At 62.9% G+C, this 15239-nt stretch carries 15 protein-coding genes; 5 read left to right on the plus strand and 10 right to left on the minus strand.

What is annotated here, in order from left to right; translation table 11 throughout:
* Positions 1 to 58: 58 nt before the first annotated feature.
* Positions 59 to 1045 carry a UDP-glucose 4-epimerase GalE gene (gene galE, locus MF606_RS17795; protein ID WP_240230665.1) on the minus strand — a complete coding sequence of 329 codons (987 nt, stop codon included), beginning with the start codon at positions 1043 to 1045 and terminating at the stop codon, positions 59 to 61.
* Positions 1046 to 1141: 96 nt separating this feature from the next.
* Here galE and galU point away from each other — a divergent pair, with 96 nt between their 5' ends.
* On the plus strand, positions 1142 to 2026 hold the full coding sequence (gene galU / locus MF606_RS17800; protein ID WP_240230666.1) for a UTP--glucose-1-phosphate uridylyltransferase GalU: 885 nt from the start codon (positions 1142 to 1144) through the stop codon (positions 2024 to 2026).
* 44 nt (positions 2027 to 2070) lie between these two features.
* Here the strand turns inward: galU and MF606_RS17805 are convergent, their stop codons facing one another.
* The 3 genes from MF606_RS17805 to MF606_RS17815 all read right to left on the minus strand — a co-directional run bounded on the left by MF606_RS17805 (position 2071) and on the right by MF606_RS17815 (position 4915).
* Positions 2071 to 3279, minus strand: coding sequence for an outer membrane beta-barrel protein (locus MF606_RS17805; RefSeq protein WP_240230667.1), 1209 nt, complete (start codon positions 3277 to 3279; stop codon positions 2071 to 2073).
* Positions 3280 to 3463: 184 nt separating this feature from the next.
* The gene (locus MF606_RS17810) at positions 3464 to 3916 is read right to left on the minus strand and encodes an NfeD family protein (RefSeq protein WP_240230668.1); all 453 of its coding nucleotides are present in this window, start codon (positions 3914 to 3916) and stop codon (positions 3464 to 3466) included.
* Between the two features lie 9 nt (positions 3917 to 3925).
* Positions 3926 to 4915 carry an SPFH domain-containing protein gene (locus MF606_RS17815; protein WP_240230669.1) on the minus strand — a complete coding sequence of 330 codons (990 nt, stop codon included), beginning with the start codon at positions 4913 to 4915 and terminating at the stop codon, positions 3926 to 3928.
* Between the two features lie 134 nt (positions 4916 to 5049).
* Between MF606_RS17815 and ku the strand changes: the two genes are divergently transcribed.
* On the plus strand, positions 5050 to 5904 hold the full coding sequence (gene ku / locus MF606_RS17820; protein WP_240230670.1) for a non-homologous end joining protein Ku: 855 nt from the start codon (positions 5050 to 5052) through the stop codon (positions 5902 to 5904).
* 3 nt (positions 5905 to 5907) lie between these two features.
* Positions 5908 to 8490: a DNA ligase D gene (ligD, locus tag MF606_RS17825; RefSeq protein WP_240230671.1), complete on the plus strand. Its 2583-nt coding sequence runs from the start codon at positions 5908 to 5910 to the stop codon at positions 8488 to 8490.
* 49 nt (positions 8491 to 8539) lie between these two features.
* Here ligD and modB read toward each other — a convergent pair whose 3' ends face one another.
* The 4 genes from modB to eda all read right to left on the minus strand — a co-directional run bounded on the left by modB (position 8540) and on the right by eda (position 11201).
* The gene (modB, locus tag MF606_RS17830; RefSeq protein WP_420842220.1) at positions 8540 to 9220 is read right to left on the minus strand and encodes a molybdate ABC transporter permease subunit; all 681 of its coding nucleotides are present in this window, start codon (positions 9218 to 9220) and stop codon (positions 8540 to 8542) included.
* Positions 9221 to 9390: 170 nt separating this feature from the next.
* Complete coding sequence (gene modA, locus MF606_RS17835) at positions 9391 to 10125, minus strand: molybdate ABC transporter substrate-binding protein (RefSeq protein ID WP_240230673.1); 735 nt, start codon at positions 10123 to 10125, stop codon at positions 9391 to 9393.
* Between the two features lie 68 nt (positions 10126 to 10193).
* A complete protein-coding gene (locus MF606_RS17840) occupies positions 10194 to 10562 on the minus strand; it encodes a winged helix-turn-helix domain-containing protein (protein ID WP_240230674.1) in 369 nt (122 codons plus the stop codon).
* 3 nt (positions 10563 to 10565) lie between these two features.
* Complete coding sequence (gene eda, locus MF606_RS17845) at positions 10566 to 11201, minus strand: bifunctional 4-hydroxy-2-oxoglutarate aldolase/2-dehydro-3-deoxy-phosphogluconate aldolase (RefSeq protein ID WP_240230675.1); 636 nt, start codon at positions 11199 to 11201, stop codon at positions 10566 to 10568.
* Positions 11202 to 11323: 122 nt separating this feature from the next.
* Between eda and nadA the strand changes: the two genes are divergently transcribed.
* Positions 11324 to 12391, plus strand: coding sequence for a quinolinate synthase NadA (gene nadA / locus MF606_RS17850; RefSeq protein ID WP_240230676.1), 1068 nt, complete (start codon positions 11324 to 11326; stop codon positions 12389 to 12391).
* Here the strand turns inward: nadA and MF606_RS17855 are convergent.
* The gene (locus tag MF606_RS17855) at positions 12388 to 12837 is read right to left on the minus strand and encodes a hypothetical protein (RefSeq protein WP_240230677.1); all 450 of its coding nucleotides are present in this window, start codon (positions 12835 to 12837) and stop codon (positions 12388 to 12390) included. The two genes, nadA and MF606_RS17855, sit on opposite strands and share 4 nt — an antisense overlap.
* 76 nt (positions 12838 to 12913) lie before the next feature.
* On the opposite strand from MF606_RS17855, the gene MF606_RS17860 reads away from it, so the two are divergent.
* A complete protein-coding gene (locus MF606_RS17860) occupies positions 12914 to 14500 on the plus strand; it encodes an L-aspartate oxidase (protein ID WP_240230678.1) in 1587 nt (528 codons plus the stop codon).
* On the opposite strand, the gene MF606_RS17865 is transcribed toward MF606_RS17860, so the two are convergent.
* Entirely contained in the window at positions 14497 to 15234 is a 738-nt protein-coding gene (locus tag MF606_RS17865; RefSeq protein WP_240230679.1) for a hypothetical protein, read from the minus strand. The two genes, MF606_RS17860 and MF606_RS17865, sit on opposite strands and share 4 nt — an antisense overlap.
* Between the last annotated feature and the right edge of the window lie 5 nt (positions 15235 to 15239).

Here is a 15239-nt window from a genome sequence, read left to right on the forward strand (position 1 = left end):
TGAAGACTCCTCGGGTCAAGCCCGAGGATGACGATCAAGTTCTTGGTAGCGAAATCGCCTACCGATTCCGCGTCATCAAATGCCGTTCCCAGGCATAAGCCGACGCGACGATCTCGTTGAGATCGTCATGCTGCGGCACCCAGCCGAGAAGGCTGCGCACCTTCTCGCCGGTCGCCGTGATCGAGGCCGGATCGCCGGCCCGGCGCGGACCCTCGTCGACACGGAAATTGACGCCGGAGATATTGCGCACCGTGTCGACCACCTGACGCACCGAATAGCCCTGCCCGTAGGCACAGTTGAGCGTCGTGCTGTCGCCCCCCGCACGCAGATGCTTGAGCAGCAGCGCATGCGCCGCGATCAGGTCGGTCACATGGATATAGTCGCGCACGCAGGTGCCGTCGGCCGTTTCGTAATCGGTGCCGAATATGTCCATCTTCTCGCGCTGGCCGAGCGCGGTCTGGCACGCCACCTTGATCAGATGCGTCGCCAGCGGCGTCGATTGCCCGCTGCGCTTGCCCGGATCGGCGCCCGCGACGTTGAAATACCGCAGCACGCCATAGGTCATGGGATGGGCGGCGGCGACGTCGGCCAGCATCCACTCGGTCATGAGCTTCGAGCGGCCATAGGGCGACATGGGGTTGAGCGCCGTGGTCTCGACCACAGGCGCCAGTCCGGTCATGCCGTAGACTGCTGCGGTTGACGAGAAGATGAAGTGCTTGACCCCGCTTTTCACCGCCGCCTCGATCAGGTTGCGCGAGGTCGCCGTGTTGTTCCCATAATACTTGAGCGGGTCGGTGACCGACTCAGGCACCACGATCGAGCCGGCGAAATGCACGATCTCGGTGATGCCGTGCTTGTCGATCAGCCGCCGCACCAGCTCGATATCGCCGGCATGGCCCGGCTCGAAAATCGCACGGCCGTCGATGGCCCAATCGAAACCAGTCACCAGATTATCAAGCACGACAACGGTTTCACCCGCATCGGTCAGGTTCAGCACCATATGGCTGCCGATATATCCAGCGCCTCCGGTTACCAGCACGGCCATCTGTTAACTCCCGTATCGCAAACGCTATTTTGCCCAGATGATATTTTAGGGAGCTTCAGATAGCTATACGTCGATCGCAGATATGGAGTACTCGATTTGCCCAAACGCGTCAGAACGGCCGTGTTTCCCGTTGCCGGCCTCGGAACCCGTTTTTTGCCGGCGACCAAGGCCCTGCCCAAGGAAATGCTGACCGTCGTCGACCGGCCGCTGATCCAGTACGCCGTCGATGAGGCCCGCGAAGCTGGCATCGAGCACTTCGTTTTCGTCACCGGCCGCAACAAGGGCGTCATCGAGGACCATTTCGACCGCCAGTTCGAGCTCGAGACTACGCTGGAACTGCGCGGCAAGTCCGCAGCGCTCGATGAGCTGCGCAAGGACCTGCCCTCGGCCGGCCGCACCAGCTTTACCCGCCAGCAGGAACCGCTCGGCCTGGGCCACGCGGTCTGGTGCGCCCGTGACATCGTGGGCGAAAACCCCTTCGCCCTGTTGCTGCCCGACATGCTGTTCAAGGGCCAGCCGGGCGTGCTCAAGCAGATGATGGACGCCTATGAGGAAACCGGCGGAAACATTATCGCCGTAGAGGAAGTGCCCGAAAGCGACGTCTCGTCCTATGGCGTGGTCAAGCGTGGCGAAGGTCCCGACAACGGCTTCCAGCTCACCGGCATGGTCGAAAAGCCCAAGCGCGAGGACGCGCCGTCGAACCTGATCATTTCGGGCCGCTATATCCTGCAGCCGGAAATTTTCAGCCTGCTCGCCGACCAGCCGCGCGGCGCCGGCGGCGAAATCCAGCTCACCGACGCCATGCAGACCCTGATCCACAGCCAGAAGTTCACCGGCGTCAAATATGTCGGCCAGAGCTTCGACTGCGGCTCCAAGATCGGCTTCCTGACGGCCAATGTCGTCTACGCCCTCGATCGCGACGATATCCGCCCCGGCTTCGTCCGCGAATTGCGCAAGCTCGACCTCGACGAACACCTCTAGCACGTGCCGTATTCACCTCTCCCTCCGGGGAGAGGTGGTAGCGCCTAGCGCGACAGTGTAATTCCCAGCGTCACACGATGCGCGTCCTGCGGCCCGTTGGCGGTGCTGTCGGCGTGGTCGTAGTCGTAATCGGCGGTAACGGCGGTATGGGCGTTGACCTTGTAGTCGGCGCCTGCGCCCCAACCGTAGCCGCTCTCGGTATTGGCATTGCCCACGAACCGGGCGCTGCGCCAATCGGCGAGCGCCCGCAGCGCCAGCCAGGAATTGACCGTGTAGCCGACCTCCGCCGTGGCCGCATATTCGATGCGCGTCGTACCGCCGGCATCGGGGCCGGGCGGCTCGACCTTGGTGGTGAACCCGGCGCGCATGCGCCAGGTGGGGTCCGGCGTGAAGGTGACATTGGCATCATAGAGCTGCGTCACCACCTCGCCCAGGCTCGCCTCGTCGAAGCGGCGCAGGCCAAGTCCGGTGGACGCCGTCGCCTCGAGAATGCCATTCCAGCGTCCGGTAACACCACCCTGAACACTGGCCGTAGTCGCATCGCTCTTGACCAGCAGCGCCGATGACGGCAGATCGAAAATGTCGCGGCCGACATCGGCTGTGCTAAAAACCTCGAAGATTGGCGTTGCCTGGAACCCCACGCGCAGCCCGCTGTCGAGCGACCACAGATTCTGGTCGGAATTATCGACTACCGTGCCATTTACCAGCGTGGTGGGACCATAGACATTGCGCTCGACGGCCCCGGTCACCCCGACATTGAACCGGCCCAATTGCCGCGTTACGCCCAACTCGACATCGCCGCTCAAGGTCTCCGAGGCGATCGCGACATTGGTCGCAAGGCCAGGCGAACCGGCCAACGCCTGGGTCAGCGAGAGGTTGCCGCTCGCGGTGAGCGCCGTGTTGCTATCGAGCGCATAGCCGCTCGTCAGTCCGAGCCGCAGCCCGGTGACATCGATCTGTCCCTCGAGCGGGCGCGTGACCTCGGCGCTGCCCGTTATGCTGATGGCCGAACGGCTGCCCTGATGATCGAAATTGACGCTGGGCACCAGCCGCACGTCGAAACGGTTGCCGGCAGTGGCGTTGGTATAGGTACCGCGCAGCGCCACCGACCAATCGACATCGAAAAATGGATCATAAGGCTCGCGCAGCGCTTCGCCATTGGTCAGCACCGGATCGGCGGGATAGAGCCCCGGCAGCAGACGCTGGTTATCGGCGTCCGAGCCATCGCCGGTGGCATGATCGGACGCAGCCAAGGCCGGCACGGCGATGCAGAGGGCGCAAACCGCTCCCGTCCGCCATATCAAATGCCGCATCCGCAAGGACAAGATCTGCTCCGCCAGCCGATTGAAAACGAATCGGCGTCCCGATTCGGCCCGCGCGCAAAGGCGCACCGGGCTCGGGGCGATCCTTCCATCTTATGGTTAACGAAACCTTGAGTTAGCGGACGGCTTCGACCTTGAGCACGGCCCCATCGCTGCCGGTGATGCGGACGCGCTGGCCCACCGGCAGGTCCGGACCGGCAACGCGCCAGACGGTGTCGCCCAGCACGATCCGCCCAAACCCCTGCGTGATGGCCTGCTCCAGCACCGCTTCCTGGCCGACATAGGTATCGGCCCGGCGATTGAGATAGGGCCGGTCGGTCGGCGCCGGCCGGCTGCGATTCCAGCGTACCCATATGGCGATGGCGACCAGCGACAGCACGCCAAAGATCAGCCACTGCATCGGCCAGCCGATCGGCTGGAACAGCGTGATCAGCCCGGTGATGATGCCGGCAATGCCCATCCACAGCATGAAGCCGCCGGGCACCACCAGTTCAAGCGCCAGCAGCACTAGCCCGGCCACGATCCACGACCACGGTCCATTGGCGGCGATGAAATCGATGACCTGCATGCTCTGCCCCTATTGCTGGCCGGCGCTCGGCGGACGGCCCGGTCGCGGCGCCGCCGGGGCCTGGCCGCCAAAGGTTTCCTTGGCGATTTCGGCAATGCCGCCGATGGCGCCAATGACGCTCGATGCCTCGACCGGCAGCATCAGGATCTTCTGGTTCGGCGAGGTCGCGATCGCCTCCAGCGCCTTGATGTAATTGTTGGCCACGAAGTAGTTGATGGCCTGCACATTGCCCGAGGCAATGGCGTCACTCACCATCTGCGTTGCCTTGGCTTCGGCTTCGGCCGAACGCTCGCGCGCCTCGGCGTCGCGGAACGCCGCTTCGCGCCGGCCTTCGGCTTCCAGCACCTGCGCCTGCTTGGCGCCTTCCGCCTGCAGGATCGCCGACTGACGACGGCCTTCGGCCTCCAGAATGGCGGCGCGCTTCTCGCGTTCCGCCTTCATCTGCCGGCCCATCGAATCCACCAGGTCCTTGGGCGGATCGATGTCCTTGATTTCGATACGGGTGATCTTGATACCCCAGGGCGACACAGCCGTATCGACGACGCGCAACAGACGCTCGTTGATCTCGTCACGATGGCTCAGGAGCTCATCGAGGTCCATCGAGCCCATCACCGTACGGATATTGGTCATCGTCAGGTTGAGGATGGCGTTCTCCAGCCCCGAGATTTCGTAGGCTGCCGCGGCCGCATCGAGGATCTGGTAGAAGGTCACGCCATTAGCGGTGATCGAGGCGTTGTCGCGAGTGATGACTTCCTGGTGGGGAACGTCGAGCACCTGCTCCATGACATTGATCTTCTTGCCGACGCTGTCGATGAACGGCACGATGAGGTTGAGTCCGGGCTTGAGCGTGCGCGTATATTTTCCGAACCGCTCGATCGTGTAATTGTAGCCCTGCGGGACTGTCTTGGCGCCGGCGAACAGCACCAGCAGCGCCAGAATACCAAGGCCGATCAGCGTGATGCTGAGTCCATCGAGCGCAAAGCCCTCAAATAATTCCATCGCCGATTCTCCCTTGGTCTTCATAGTCGTGACCTTATGGACGCCCGCATCCGGGCGCAACGTCGTGCTTTTCGGAACGAAGGCCAGTGCGGACTCGTTGCTGGGGCAGAACCCAATAGCGCTACGAGCCAGCCATGCCAGCGTCCCGTCCTATCTGGAAAGGCCAGTTGCGTCTTTCTCTGGTCTCCATCGCCGTGGAGCTTTACACGGCGACAAAGGCAAACGCCAAGCCCAGCTTCCGCCAAATTCACGAGCCCTCCGGCAAACCCATTCACTACGAAAAGGTCGTGGATGGCATTGGACCGGTGGACAAAGACGAAATCATGAAGGGGTTCGAATACGAGAAGGGCGACTATGTCCTTTTGACCGACAAGGAGATCGATGCGGTCAAGCTCGAAACCCGCAAGACGCTGGAACTGACCCAGTTCGTCGATAGCCAGGAAATCGACCCGCTCTATTTCGACAAGCCCTACTACCTGGTGCCCTCCGACGATCTGGCCGACGACGCCTTCGTGGTCATCCGCGATGCCCTGCGCCAGAGCAACAAGATCGGCCTCGGCCAACTCGCCCTGCGCGGCAAGGAATACCTCGTCGCCATCAAACCGGCGGGCAAGGGCCTGCTGCTCGAAACGCTGCATTACGAAACCGAACTGCGCAATGCCGACCCATACTTCTCCGATATCCCGGCCAAGAAGGCCGATCCCGACCTGCTTGAGGTCGCCACCGCGCTGATCGACAAGAAGACCGGCAAGTTCGATGCTGGCGTGTTCAAGGATCACTACCAATCCGCGCTGCGCGAACTGATCGCCCGCAAGCTCAAGTCCAAGGGCAAGAAGATCAGCACCAAGGAAGAGCCGGTCGAGAGCGCGCCGACCAAATCCAATGTGGTGGATTTGATGTCGGCGCTGAAATCGAGCCTCGAAGGCGGCAAGAAGGCCCCGGCGAAGAAACCGGCGACCAAAGCTGCACCGCGCAAGAAGGCGAGCTGATCGATGGCCACTAAAGCCGAGACCCTGCTGAAGGAATACAAAGCCAAGCGCGACTTCACCAAGACGCAGGAGCCCTCGGGCGCCAAAGCTCGCGCCGGTCGCGGCAAGAGCTACCGCTTCGTCGTGCAAAAGCACGACGCCACCCGCCTGCACTACGATTTCCGCATCGAGCTCGATGGCGTGCTCAAGAGCTGGGCGGTCACCAAGGGCCCCTCCGACAACCCGGAGGATAAGCGCCTCGCCGTGCGCGTCGAGGATCATCCGCTCGATTATGGCAGTTTCGAAGGCACCATCCCCGAAGCCGAATACGGTGGCGGTACGGTGATGCTGTGGGACGAGGGCACCTGGGAGCCAATCGGCGATCCCCATGCGGCCCTCGAAAGCGGCGACCTCAAGATGAAGCTCAATGGCCACCGCATGAAGGGTGAGTGGGTGCTTGTGCACATGAAAGGACGCGACAGCAAGCGCAAGTCGGGCCCCGATCGCGAAAACTGGCTGCTCATCAAGCACCGCGACGACTACGCCAGGGATCACGAGACGCTGACCGAGCGCTTCACCAAATCGGTCTCGACTGGCCGCGACCTCGACGGCATCGCCAAGGGGCTCAAATCGAAGAAACCGACCAAAACGCCCGACGACGCCGTCTGGCACTCCGACGTCGACAAGGTCGTTGATAATCCCAAGCCGGCAAAGCGCAAGGGCAAGGCGGCCTACCTGCCCGATTTCCGCCCACCGCAATTGGCGACACTGGTCGCCGATGTGCCCCAGGGCCCGGACTGGGTCTTCGAGATGAAGTATGACGGCTACCGGTGTCTCGCCGCCATTTCGGGCGAGCAGGTCCGCCTCTTCACCCGCACGGGTAAGGATTGGTCCGAACAGTTCGGCGCCATCATCCTGCCCCTCAGCCGCATCACCAAAGGTACCGCGCTCATCGACGGCGAACTTTGCGCCTTCGACGCCAGGGGGCGAACGGATTTCTCAACACTCAAGGACCACCTCTCCAACGGCGGTCCCCTGACCTATTTCGCCTTCGACCTGATCGAACAGGACGGCGAGGATTTGGCCCCCCTCAAGCTGACAGAACGCAAGGCCAGGCTGGAAAAGCTGCTGGGCAAGGTCGAGGCATCGTCGCTGGTGCAATTCTCGCCCCACGTCACCGGCAACGGGCAGAAGGTGTTCGATACGATCTGCCGCGAGGGCCACGAAGGCATCGTCGCCAAACAGGCCGACGCGCCCTATCGCAGCGAGCGCACCCGAAGCTGGCTCAAGATAAAATGCGCCAAGCGCCAGGAATTCGTCATCGCCGGCTGGTCGGCCTCGACGCGCAAGAAAACCTTCGCCTCGCTGCTGCTGGGCACCTGGGAAGACGGCAAGCTGATCTATCGCGGACGGGTCGGCACCGGCTTCACCGTCGATGTCGCCGAGACGCTGCAAAGCCAGCTCAATGCCCGAGCCCGCAAGACCAACCCCTTCGCCAATGCACCCAAGGCGATCGCCAAAGCAGCGCATTGGGTGTCCCCGGAACTGGTCGCAGAAATCGGCTACACCGAATTCACCCCCGATGGCATACTACGCCACCCCTCGTTTCTGGCTTTGCGCGAGGACAAGCCGGCGGGAGAGATCACCCTGGACAAGGCAGCCAAGACACCAAGAGCCGCCATCGCGCTCAGCGCGCAATCCGGCATCAATGCCGCCGAAGCTGCGGGCATCAAGCTCACCAGTCCCGATCGCGTGGTCTATCCCGGCCAAGGTGTCACCAAAGCCGACCTCGTCGCCTACTACGCCGCCGTGGCCGAACGCATGCTGCCCTATATAGAGAACCGGCCGCTGAGCCTGCTGCGCTGCCCCCAGGGCCGCACCAAATACTGCTTCTTCCAGAAGCACGATACCGGCGGTTTCCCCGACGCGATGAAGTCCTTGATGATCGCGGAAAAGGACGGCCAGAAGGAAGACTATTTCTACATCGACGATCTCGCCGGCCTCATCGCCGGCACGCAGATGAACGTGCTCGAATGGCACCTCTGGGGCTCACGCACCAAGGACGTCGAAAAGCCCGAGCGCATCATCTTCGACATCGACCCCGATGAGGACCTCGGCTTTGAACATGTGCGCGCCGCCGCCATCGACATCCGTAAGGAGCTCGAAGCCTGGGGACTCGAAAGCTACGCGCTGGTCAGCGGCGGCAAAGGCGTCCACGTCATCGCGCCAGTGCGGCCGACCACGGAATGGCCCGAGGTCAAAGGGTTTTGCAAAACCTTCGCCCAGCGCCTGGCCGACAAGCTCCCTGATCGCTTTACAGCCAACATCCGCAAGGAAAAGCGCAAGGGCAAGCTGTTCATCGACTATCTGCGCAACGAGCGCGGCTCCACCGCCATCGCCCCCTGGTCCAGCCGCTCCCGCGAAGGCGCCCCCGCCGCCGTGCCGGTGACCTGGGACGAGCTGGACGCAGTCAAAGCGGCCAACCAATTCGGCCTCGCCGACGCCGCCGCGAGGGCCAAGGGCGCCGACCCATGGAAGGGCTATTTCTCCACCACCCAGTCGATTACCAAGGCGATGTGGAGCGCCGTGGACGGCCCCAAGACGTAATCTCCCAAACGCCCAATCACACCATCCGACAGGCAGCGCCTCCGCTTGCCTAGGGCATGGGCACATTCACCCGCCGGTCGATCGTCAGCGTCACTGCAATCACCACGAAGGCAAATACCACCATGCCCAGCGCGATCACATGCGCCTCACCCCATTGCAGACGCTCGACATAATCATAAAGCGCAATAGCAATGACCTTGGTCTGGCCCGGAATATTGCCACCGATCATCAGCACCACGCCGAACTCACCCACCGTATGGGCAAAGGTCATCACAGCGCCGGTAATATAACCCGGCCGCGCCAGCGGCAGCGCCACGCGCCAGAAGCGCTGCCAATTGCTCGCGCCAAGGCACGACGCCGCCTCCAACGCGTCATCGCCAATAGCGCCGAACGCATTGCGCAGCGGCTGCACCATGAAAGGCATGGAATAAAAGATCGAGCCGATAATGAGGCCGGTAAAGGAAAACGCCAGTGTCCGCCCACCCCACAGCCCCGCGATCCAGCCGCCCGGCCCATTGGGGCCGAGCGCGATCAGCAGGTAAAAGCCGAGCACGGTCGGCGGCAGCACCAGCGGCATCGAAACCACCGCGCCGACCAGCTCGCGGTAGCGGCCCTTGCTGCGCGCCAGCCACCAGGCGATCGGCGTGCCGATAAGAAGCAGGATGAGCGTGTTGATCGCGGCCAGGCTCAGCGTCAGGCTCACCGGTGTCCAGATATCAGCAAAGCTCACGAACACACCTTATCGCTGCCCTCTCAGTCGACACCCTCCCCCTTGCGGGGAGGGATCAAGGGTGGGGGTGGGTTGGCCCCAATATCGTGGCTCCCGCACCCCCTCCCATCCTCCCCATCGAGGGGGAGGCGCCGCGCTGTGGGCGTGGCGCTACTCTGCCACACAAAGACCTACTCGACGACGTAACCCGCGGCCTTGATCACTTCCACGGCTTTCTCGCTTTTGAGGAAATCCACAAAGGCCGTGGCAGCCGGGTTGGTCTCGCCGATCTTGAGCAGCACCGCGTCCTGGCGGATGGGCTGATAGAGCGTCGACGGGACAATCCAGACGCCGGTCTTGCCGGCAACCTGGCTAGCGGCAACGAAGCCGAGCTCGGCATTGCCGCTTTCGATGAACTGCAGCGTCTGGGTGATGTTCTCGCCGGTAACCAGCTTCGGGGTGATCGCGGCGGTCAGCCCCAGCGCCTCGATGGTCTCGACGGCCGCCTGCCCGTAAGGCGCCGTCGCCGGGTCAGCGATGGCGATTTTGTCGAACGCGTCGGCCTTGAGCCCAGCCTCACCATCCGCCACGTCAACCGTGGTGCTGTAAAGCGCCAGCGCCCCAATGGCATAGGTGAAAACCGAACCATCAACGCCGAGCCCGTCAGCCACCGCCTTGGTCGGACGCTCGTCATCCGCCGCGAGCAAAATCTCGAACGGCGCGCCCTGGGAAATCTGCGTATAGAGCTGGCCGGTAGCGCCAAAGCTATAGGTCACGTCATGGCCGGTCTCAGCCTTGAAGATCAGCGCCAGTTCCTCGGCCACCTTGGTGAAATTGGCAGCGACGGCGACACTGACGCTATCGGCGTGAGCGACTGTGGTGAACAAGAAGGCGGAGAGCAGCAGGGCCGGGAATGCGCGGTTCATCAAAAAGGTCCGATATGGTTTGAAATCCATATCGGTTTCTGGCGCAGATCCATGGCGCCGCGCAAGCGTTATTTCCGAACGGACATATCGAATTTCAGCCGCAGCGCGGTAACATCCTCGGCAATGGCCTCACGAGTCTTGCCCTGCATAGCGCGGTAGCGATCGAGCACGAAGCGACCGGCCTCGGTGAGATGGGCTCCGCCCTGGCTAGCGCCGCCGCGAGACGACTCCACCAGCGCCTGGCCGAAGCCATCATTGAGCGCCTGCACCAGCCCCCAGGCCCGCTTGTAGCTCATGCCCATGGCCTTGCCGGCGGCCGATATGGAGCCGGTCTTGTCGATCAGCTCCAGCAGGTCGGCACGACCCGGCCCGATATAGGCGGCTTCATCGAGCGTTACCCGCAGGTGGGTGAGGCCATCCTCGGGCACCTGCGTCATGGTTCAGCCGCGCAGCGCGCTGGCTTCGCGCGCCAGCGCTTCGATGCGACCCCAGTCATTGGCGGCCAGAGCATCGGCCGGCATGATCCACGATCCACCGACACAAATGACATTGGGCAAACCGAGATAGATCTTGGCCTTGGCAGGATCGATTCCGCCAGTCGGGCAGAAGGTGATATCGGGCAGCGGCGAGGCAAACGCCTTGAGCACCGGCGCCCCGCCATTGGCCTCGGCGGGGAAGAACTTGAGGAAGCTGTAACCACGCTCGGCCGCCGTCATCGCTTCGCTTGGCGTCGCAATGCCCGGCAGCAGCGGAATACCGATATCGTCGGCGGCGTCGAGAATGCGCGGCGAAATCCCCGGCGACACCATGAAACGGCAGCCGGCGTCGACCGACTGCTTCATATGCAGCGCGTTGCGCACCGTGCCCGAACCGACAATGGCGCCGGGCACCTTGCCCATCTCTTCCATCACCTTGAGCGCATTGGGGGTGCGCAGTGTCACCTCGAGGATCGGCAGGCCACCGGCAACCAGCGCCTCGGCTAGAGGCCGGGCCTGGGAGACATCGTCGAGGATAATGACCGGGACCACCGGAGCGAGCGACAGGATGGAGCGGATGGCAGCGGCGTCTTGCGGCATGATCGGCCTCGTCATTGGTGTTGGGGAACGGTTAGGAGCTTGGGCAAATTCTCGCAACCCCGTTCATTGAAAAGCCTTGAAAAAATCCCTAGGTTCCGGCTCGGCCTCAGGAGGGACTGTCGATGGTGCAGACGATCAACGCGATTACGCCTCTCGAAGAAGCCCGGGCCATCCTCGCCAACCATTTCGACCTCAAATTCTCCAAGGCCGTCGAGCGCGCCACCGAAAAGGTCTTCGATCGCGTGCGCGACAAGATCCCCGAGATCGAATGGCCCTTCTATGCGCCGCTGATTTTCGAGATCAATCGGCTGAAGCGGGAGAAGGACGCGGTCATCCTGGCTCATAATTACCAGACGCCGCAAATCTATCACGGCGTTGCCGATATCGTCGGCGACAGCCTGCAGCTCGCCATCGAGGCGACCAAGGTCAAGCAGCAGGTGATCGTGCAGTGCGGCGTCCACTTCATGGCCGAGACCAGCAAGCTGCTCAACCCCGACAAGACCGTGCTGATCCCCGACAGCCGCGCCGGTTGCTCGCTGGCGTCCTCGATTACCGCCGAAGACGTCATCGCCATGCGCGAAATGTATCCCGGCGTCCCTGTCGTGACCTACGTCAATACATCAGCGGCCGTGAAGGCCGTGACCGATGTGTGCTGCACCTCGTCAAACGCGCTCGATATCGTCAATCGCGTCGATGGCGACACCGTCATCATGATCCCCGATCAATACCTGGCCAAGAATACCGCCAAGAAGACGACCAAGAAGGTCATCACCTGGGCCGGCGCCTGCGAAGTGCACGAGACCTTTACCGCCGACGACATTTCCGAACTGCGCCACGCCTATCCGACCGCCAAGATTATCGCCCACCCCGAATGCCCGCCCGAAGTGATCGATGCCGTCGACTTCGCCGGCTCGACTGCCGCCATGATCGACTGGGTCAAGACCACCAAGCCGCCGCGCGTGGTCATGGTCACCGAATGCTCGATGTCGGATAACGTCGCGAGCGAAACCACAGGCGTCGACTTCCTGCGCGGCTGCAACATCTGCCCGCATATGAAGCGCATCAATCTCGAAAACGTGCTGTGGAGCCTGCACACCATGACCGAGGAAGTCGTGGTCGATCCCGCCATCATCCCGGCCGCCCGCGCCGCAGTGGAACGCATGATCGAAATGAGCCGGAAGGGCGATTAGGCGCCGAGCACGCTGCGGCGGTGATAGGCAAGATGGGCGGCATTGGGCCAGAAGCGCCGGTCATCCGGCAGCACCAGGCGGGCATCGGGCCGCAGCCTGCCGGCCAAAGGCGCGGCGATCACCTTGAAGTCCGCCAAGACGGTGTAATCGCTGCCGATAATGATCTGCCCAGCACGAAAGGCCCGCGCGGCAATGGCGATCATGGGCAGATAATTATCGATCGCCAGCGGCCCGCCGGCCTCGCGACGGCGTATGGCCACGACGTCGAGGTCGGGATGCGTCAGAGCCGGGCTTGGGCGGAATCGCTCGCCAGTCAGGGCGCAACGATATCCATAGGCCGTCAGAACCGACTTGTAGAGCTCGACATAGGCGTCAAGCGCTTCGTCCTCGGCAAAACGCGGTTGCGCAAGCTCGCCGAATTCTTTCTTGTCGTCCGAACTTGCCATGCCCGCGGTTCCGACCGTTTCCACGGTTATGACCTTAGGGGCAAATACGTAGTTTGAGAACAGTCCGGAACCGTCCATGACCACCTTCGACAACACCCTCAATGCCGATGGCGCGCTGATCGTCGGGGCCGGGCTTGCCGGCCTCTTCACCGCCCTCAAGCTGGCGCCGCGCCCCGTGACGGTGCTGTCGCCCAAGCCCCTTGGCATGGGCGCCTCGTCGGCCTGGGCCCAGGGCGGCGTCGCTGCCGCAGTGGGCAAGGGCGACAGCTCGCACGCCCATGCCCTCGATACGGAAATGGCCGGGGCGGGCATCGTCGATCACGGCACGGCCGAAGGCGTGACGGCAGAAGCGGCGGCGCGTATCGAGGACCTGGCGCGCTGGGGCACGCCGTTCGACCGCGACGACTTCGGAAATTACGAACTGGGCAAGGAGGCCGCCCATTCGGCCAACCGCATCGTCAAGGTCGAGGGCGACCGCGCCGGCTGGGCCATCATGCAGGCCATCATCGCCGAGGTACGGCGCACCCCCTCGATCCGCGTCGTCGAGGGCATCACCGCATTGAGTCTCGCCCGCGACAATGGCCGTATCGTCGGCGTCTTCTGCCGCAGGCTCGGCGACCGGTATTCCGAGCCTGTATTCATCCGCGCCCGTGCCACCGTGCTGGCCGCTGGCGGGCTGGGCGGGCTCTATGCCGTCACCACCAACCCACCCGGCGTACGCGGCCACGCCATGGGCATGGCGGCTCGATCAGGCGCGCTGATCGCCGACGCCGAGTTCGTGCAGTTTCACCCGACTGCCATCGCCACCGGCGCCGATCCGGCACCGCTGGCCACCGAAGCGCTGCGCGGCGAGGGCGCTATTCTCGTCAACGACCTGGGCGAGCGCTTCATGCCAGCAATTCACCCCGATGCCGAGCTCGCCCCCCGCGACGTCGTCGCCCGCGCCAACTTCCGCCAGATCCAGGCAGGAAGGAAGGTCTTCCTCGACACGCGCCAGGTGCTCGGCGAGGCCATCCTGACCCGCTTCCCCACCGTCTCGAAATACTGCCTCGATGCCGGCATCGATCCAGTGAAGGGCATGATCCCGGTCACCCCGGCGGCCCATTTCCACATGGGCGGCGTCAAGGTGGATGAACGCGGACGCTCCTCCCTGCCCGGCCTCTGGGTCTGCGGCGAGGCCAGCTGCACGGGTCTGCATGGCGCCAACCGCCTCGCCTCCAACTCACTGCTGGAGGCGACCGTCTACGGCGCGCGCATCGCCGAAGATATCGGCGGCTTGGAACCGGTGCGCAACCTGGCGCCATTCAAGGGCATAGAGTGGAACGAGGCCGAGGGCGAAAAGGCCGAGCAGGTCCTGCGTGACCTGCCCGCGGTGCAGCAACTGCGCCGGATCATGACCGATCTCGTCGGCGTGGAACGCGACGCAACCGGCCTCAGGCAGGCGCTACGCCAGATCGCCGCCCTAGAGGCCAATGCCGAACACGTCACCAGCGCCTACCTCAACATGACCACCTCGGCCACGCTAGTCGCAGCCGCCGCGCTCAAGCGCACCGAAAGCCGCGGCGGCCACTTCCGCACCGACTACCCCGAGACGGACGAGAACTGGGAGCACCACACCACCATGACGCTGGAAGAAGCACTGGCCATTCGCGCCGGGGCTTAGATCCAGCCCCGCCTTACAGCAAAAGAATCAGAGTGCCACTTGAAATTGCTGGCAAACATCGTGTCGGACACGCCGTCCGGCATCCACAAACGACCGTTGGGGTTGAGCAAACCCACAATGCCTCGCGTCGTGGGTACATCCATCAGTATCCCGCGATTCTGACCGACGCTGATTGAAAAGGAAGCGAAGTACCCGGCGATCATTTTGCAAAGAACAAGGCAGTTATTGATGTCATGGCGGCCGCCATCCGCTACAGGTCGAACAAGTACAACCGAAACGTCCTTGTTGTTCTCGGTTTTCTCGTTCAGCCAGGTTAGTTGGCATCGACCAACCATCCGATCAATGGCCTGTCGGGAAAGTGCCTCCGGAATGGGTGGTTCGATGGGCGTCCGCTCATATGCCACCGGCGCAGACAAATTGCCGAGAACTTGCTGCATCAGCAGCTCGGCAGCTCTTTTCGATAGGTTGACCCAAACAGCGCCTTCCGGCCTTGCCGGGAGAGGTAGAGGTCTATCTAGCTTTCGGACATCCGTCAGGTAGACAGCAAGGCCATCGACAAAACGGCTCAGCGTCGCCACACCGACAACACGACAGGCCCCATTGTCCTCAAAGAGCAATACCTGTTTGTCACGATGCTTCTGATACTGAACTGCGAAATTCGGCGTAACGTCGAAGGTCCAGATGTCGTCCGCGACGCTAGTAAGACGCTGAAAATTGATTGCCAGACTGCTCAAGGTTT

Origin of the sequence: Devosia lacusdianchii (assembly GCF_022429625.1) — a bacterium.
Taxonomy (GTDB): Bacteria; Pseudomonadota; Alphaproteobacteria; order Rhizobiales; family Devosiaceae; genus Devosia; species Devosia lacusdianchii.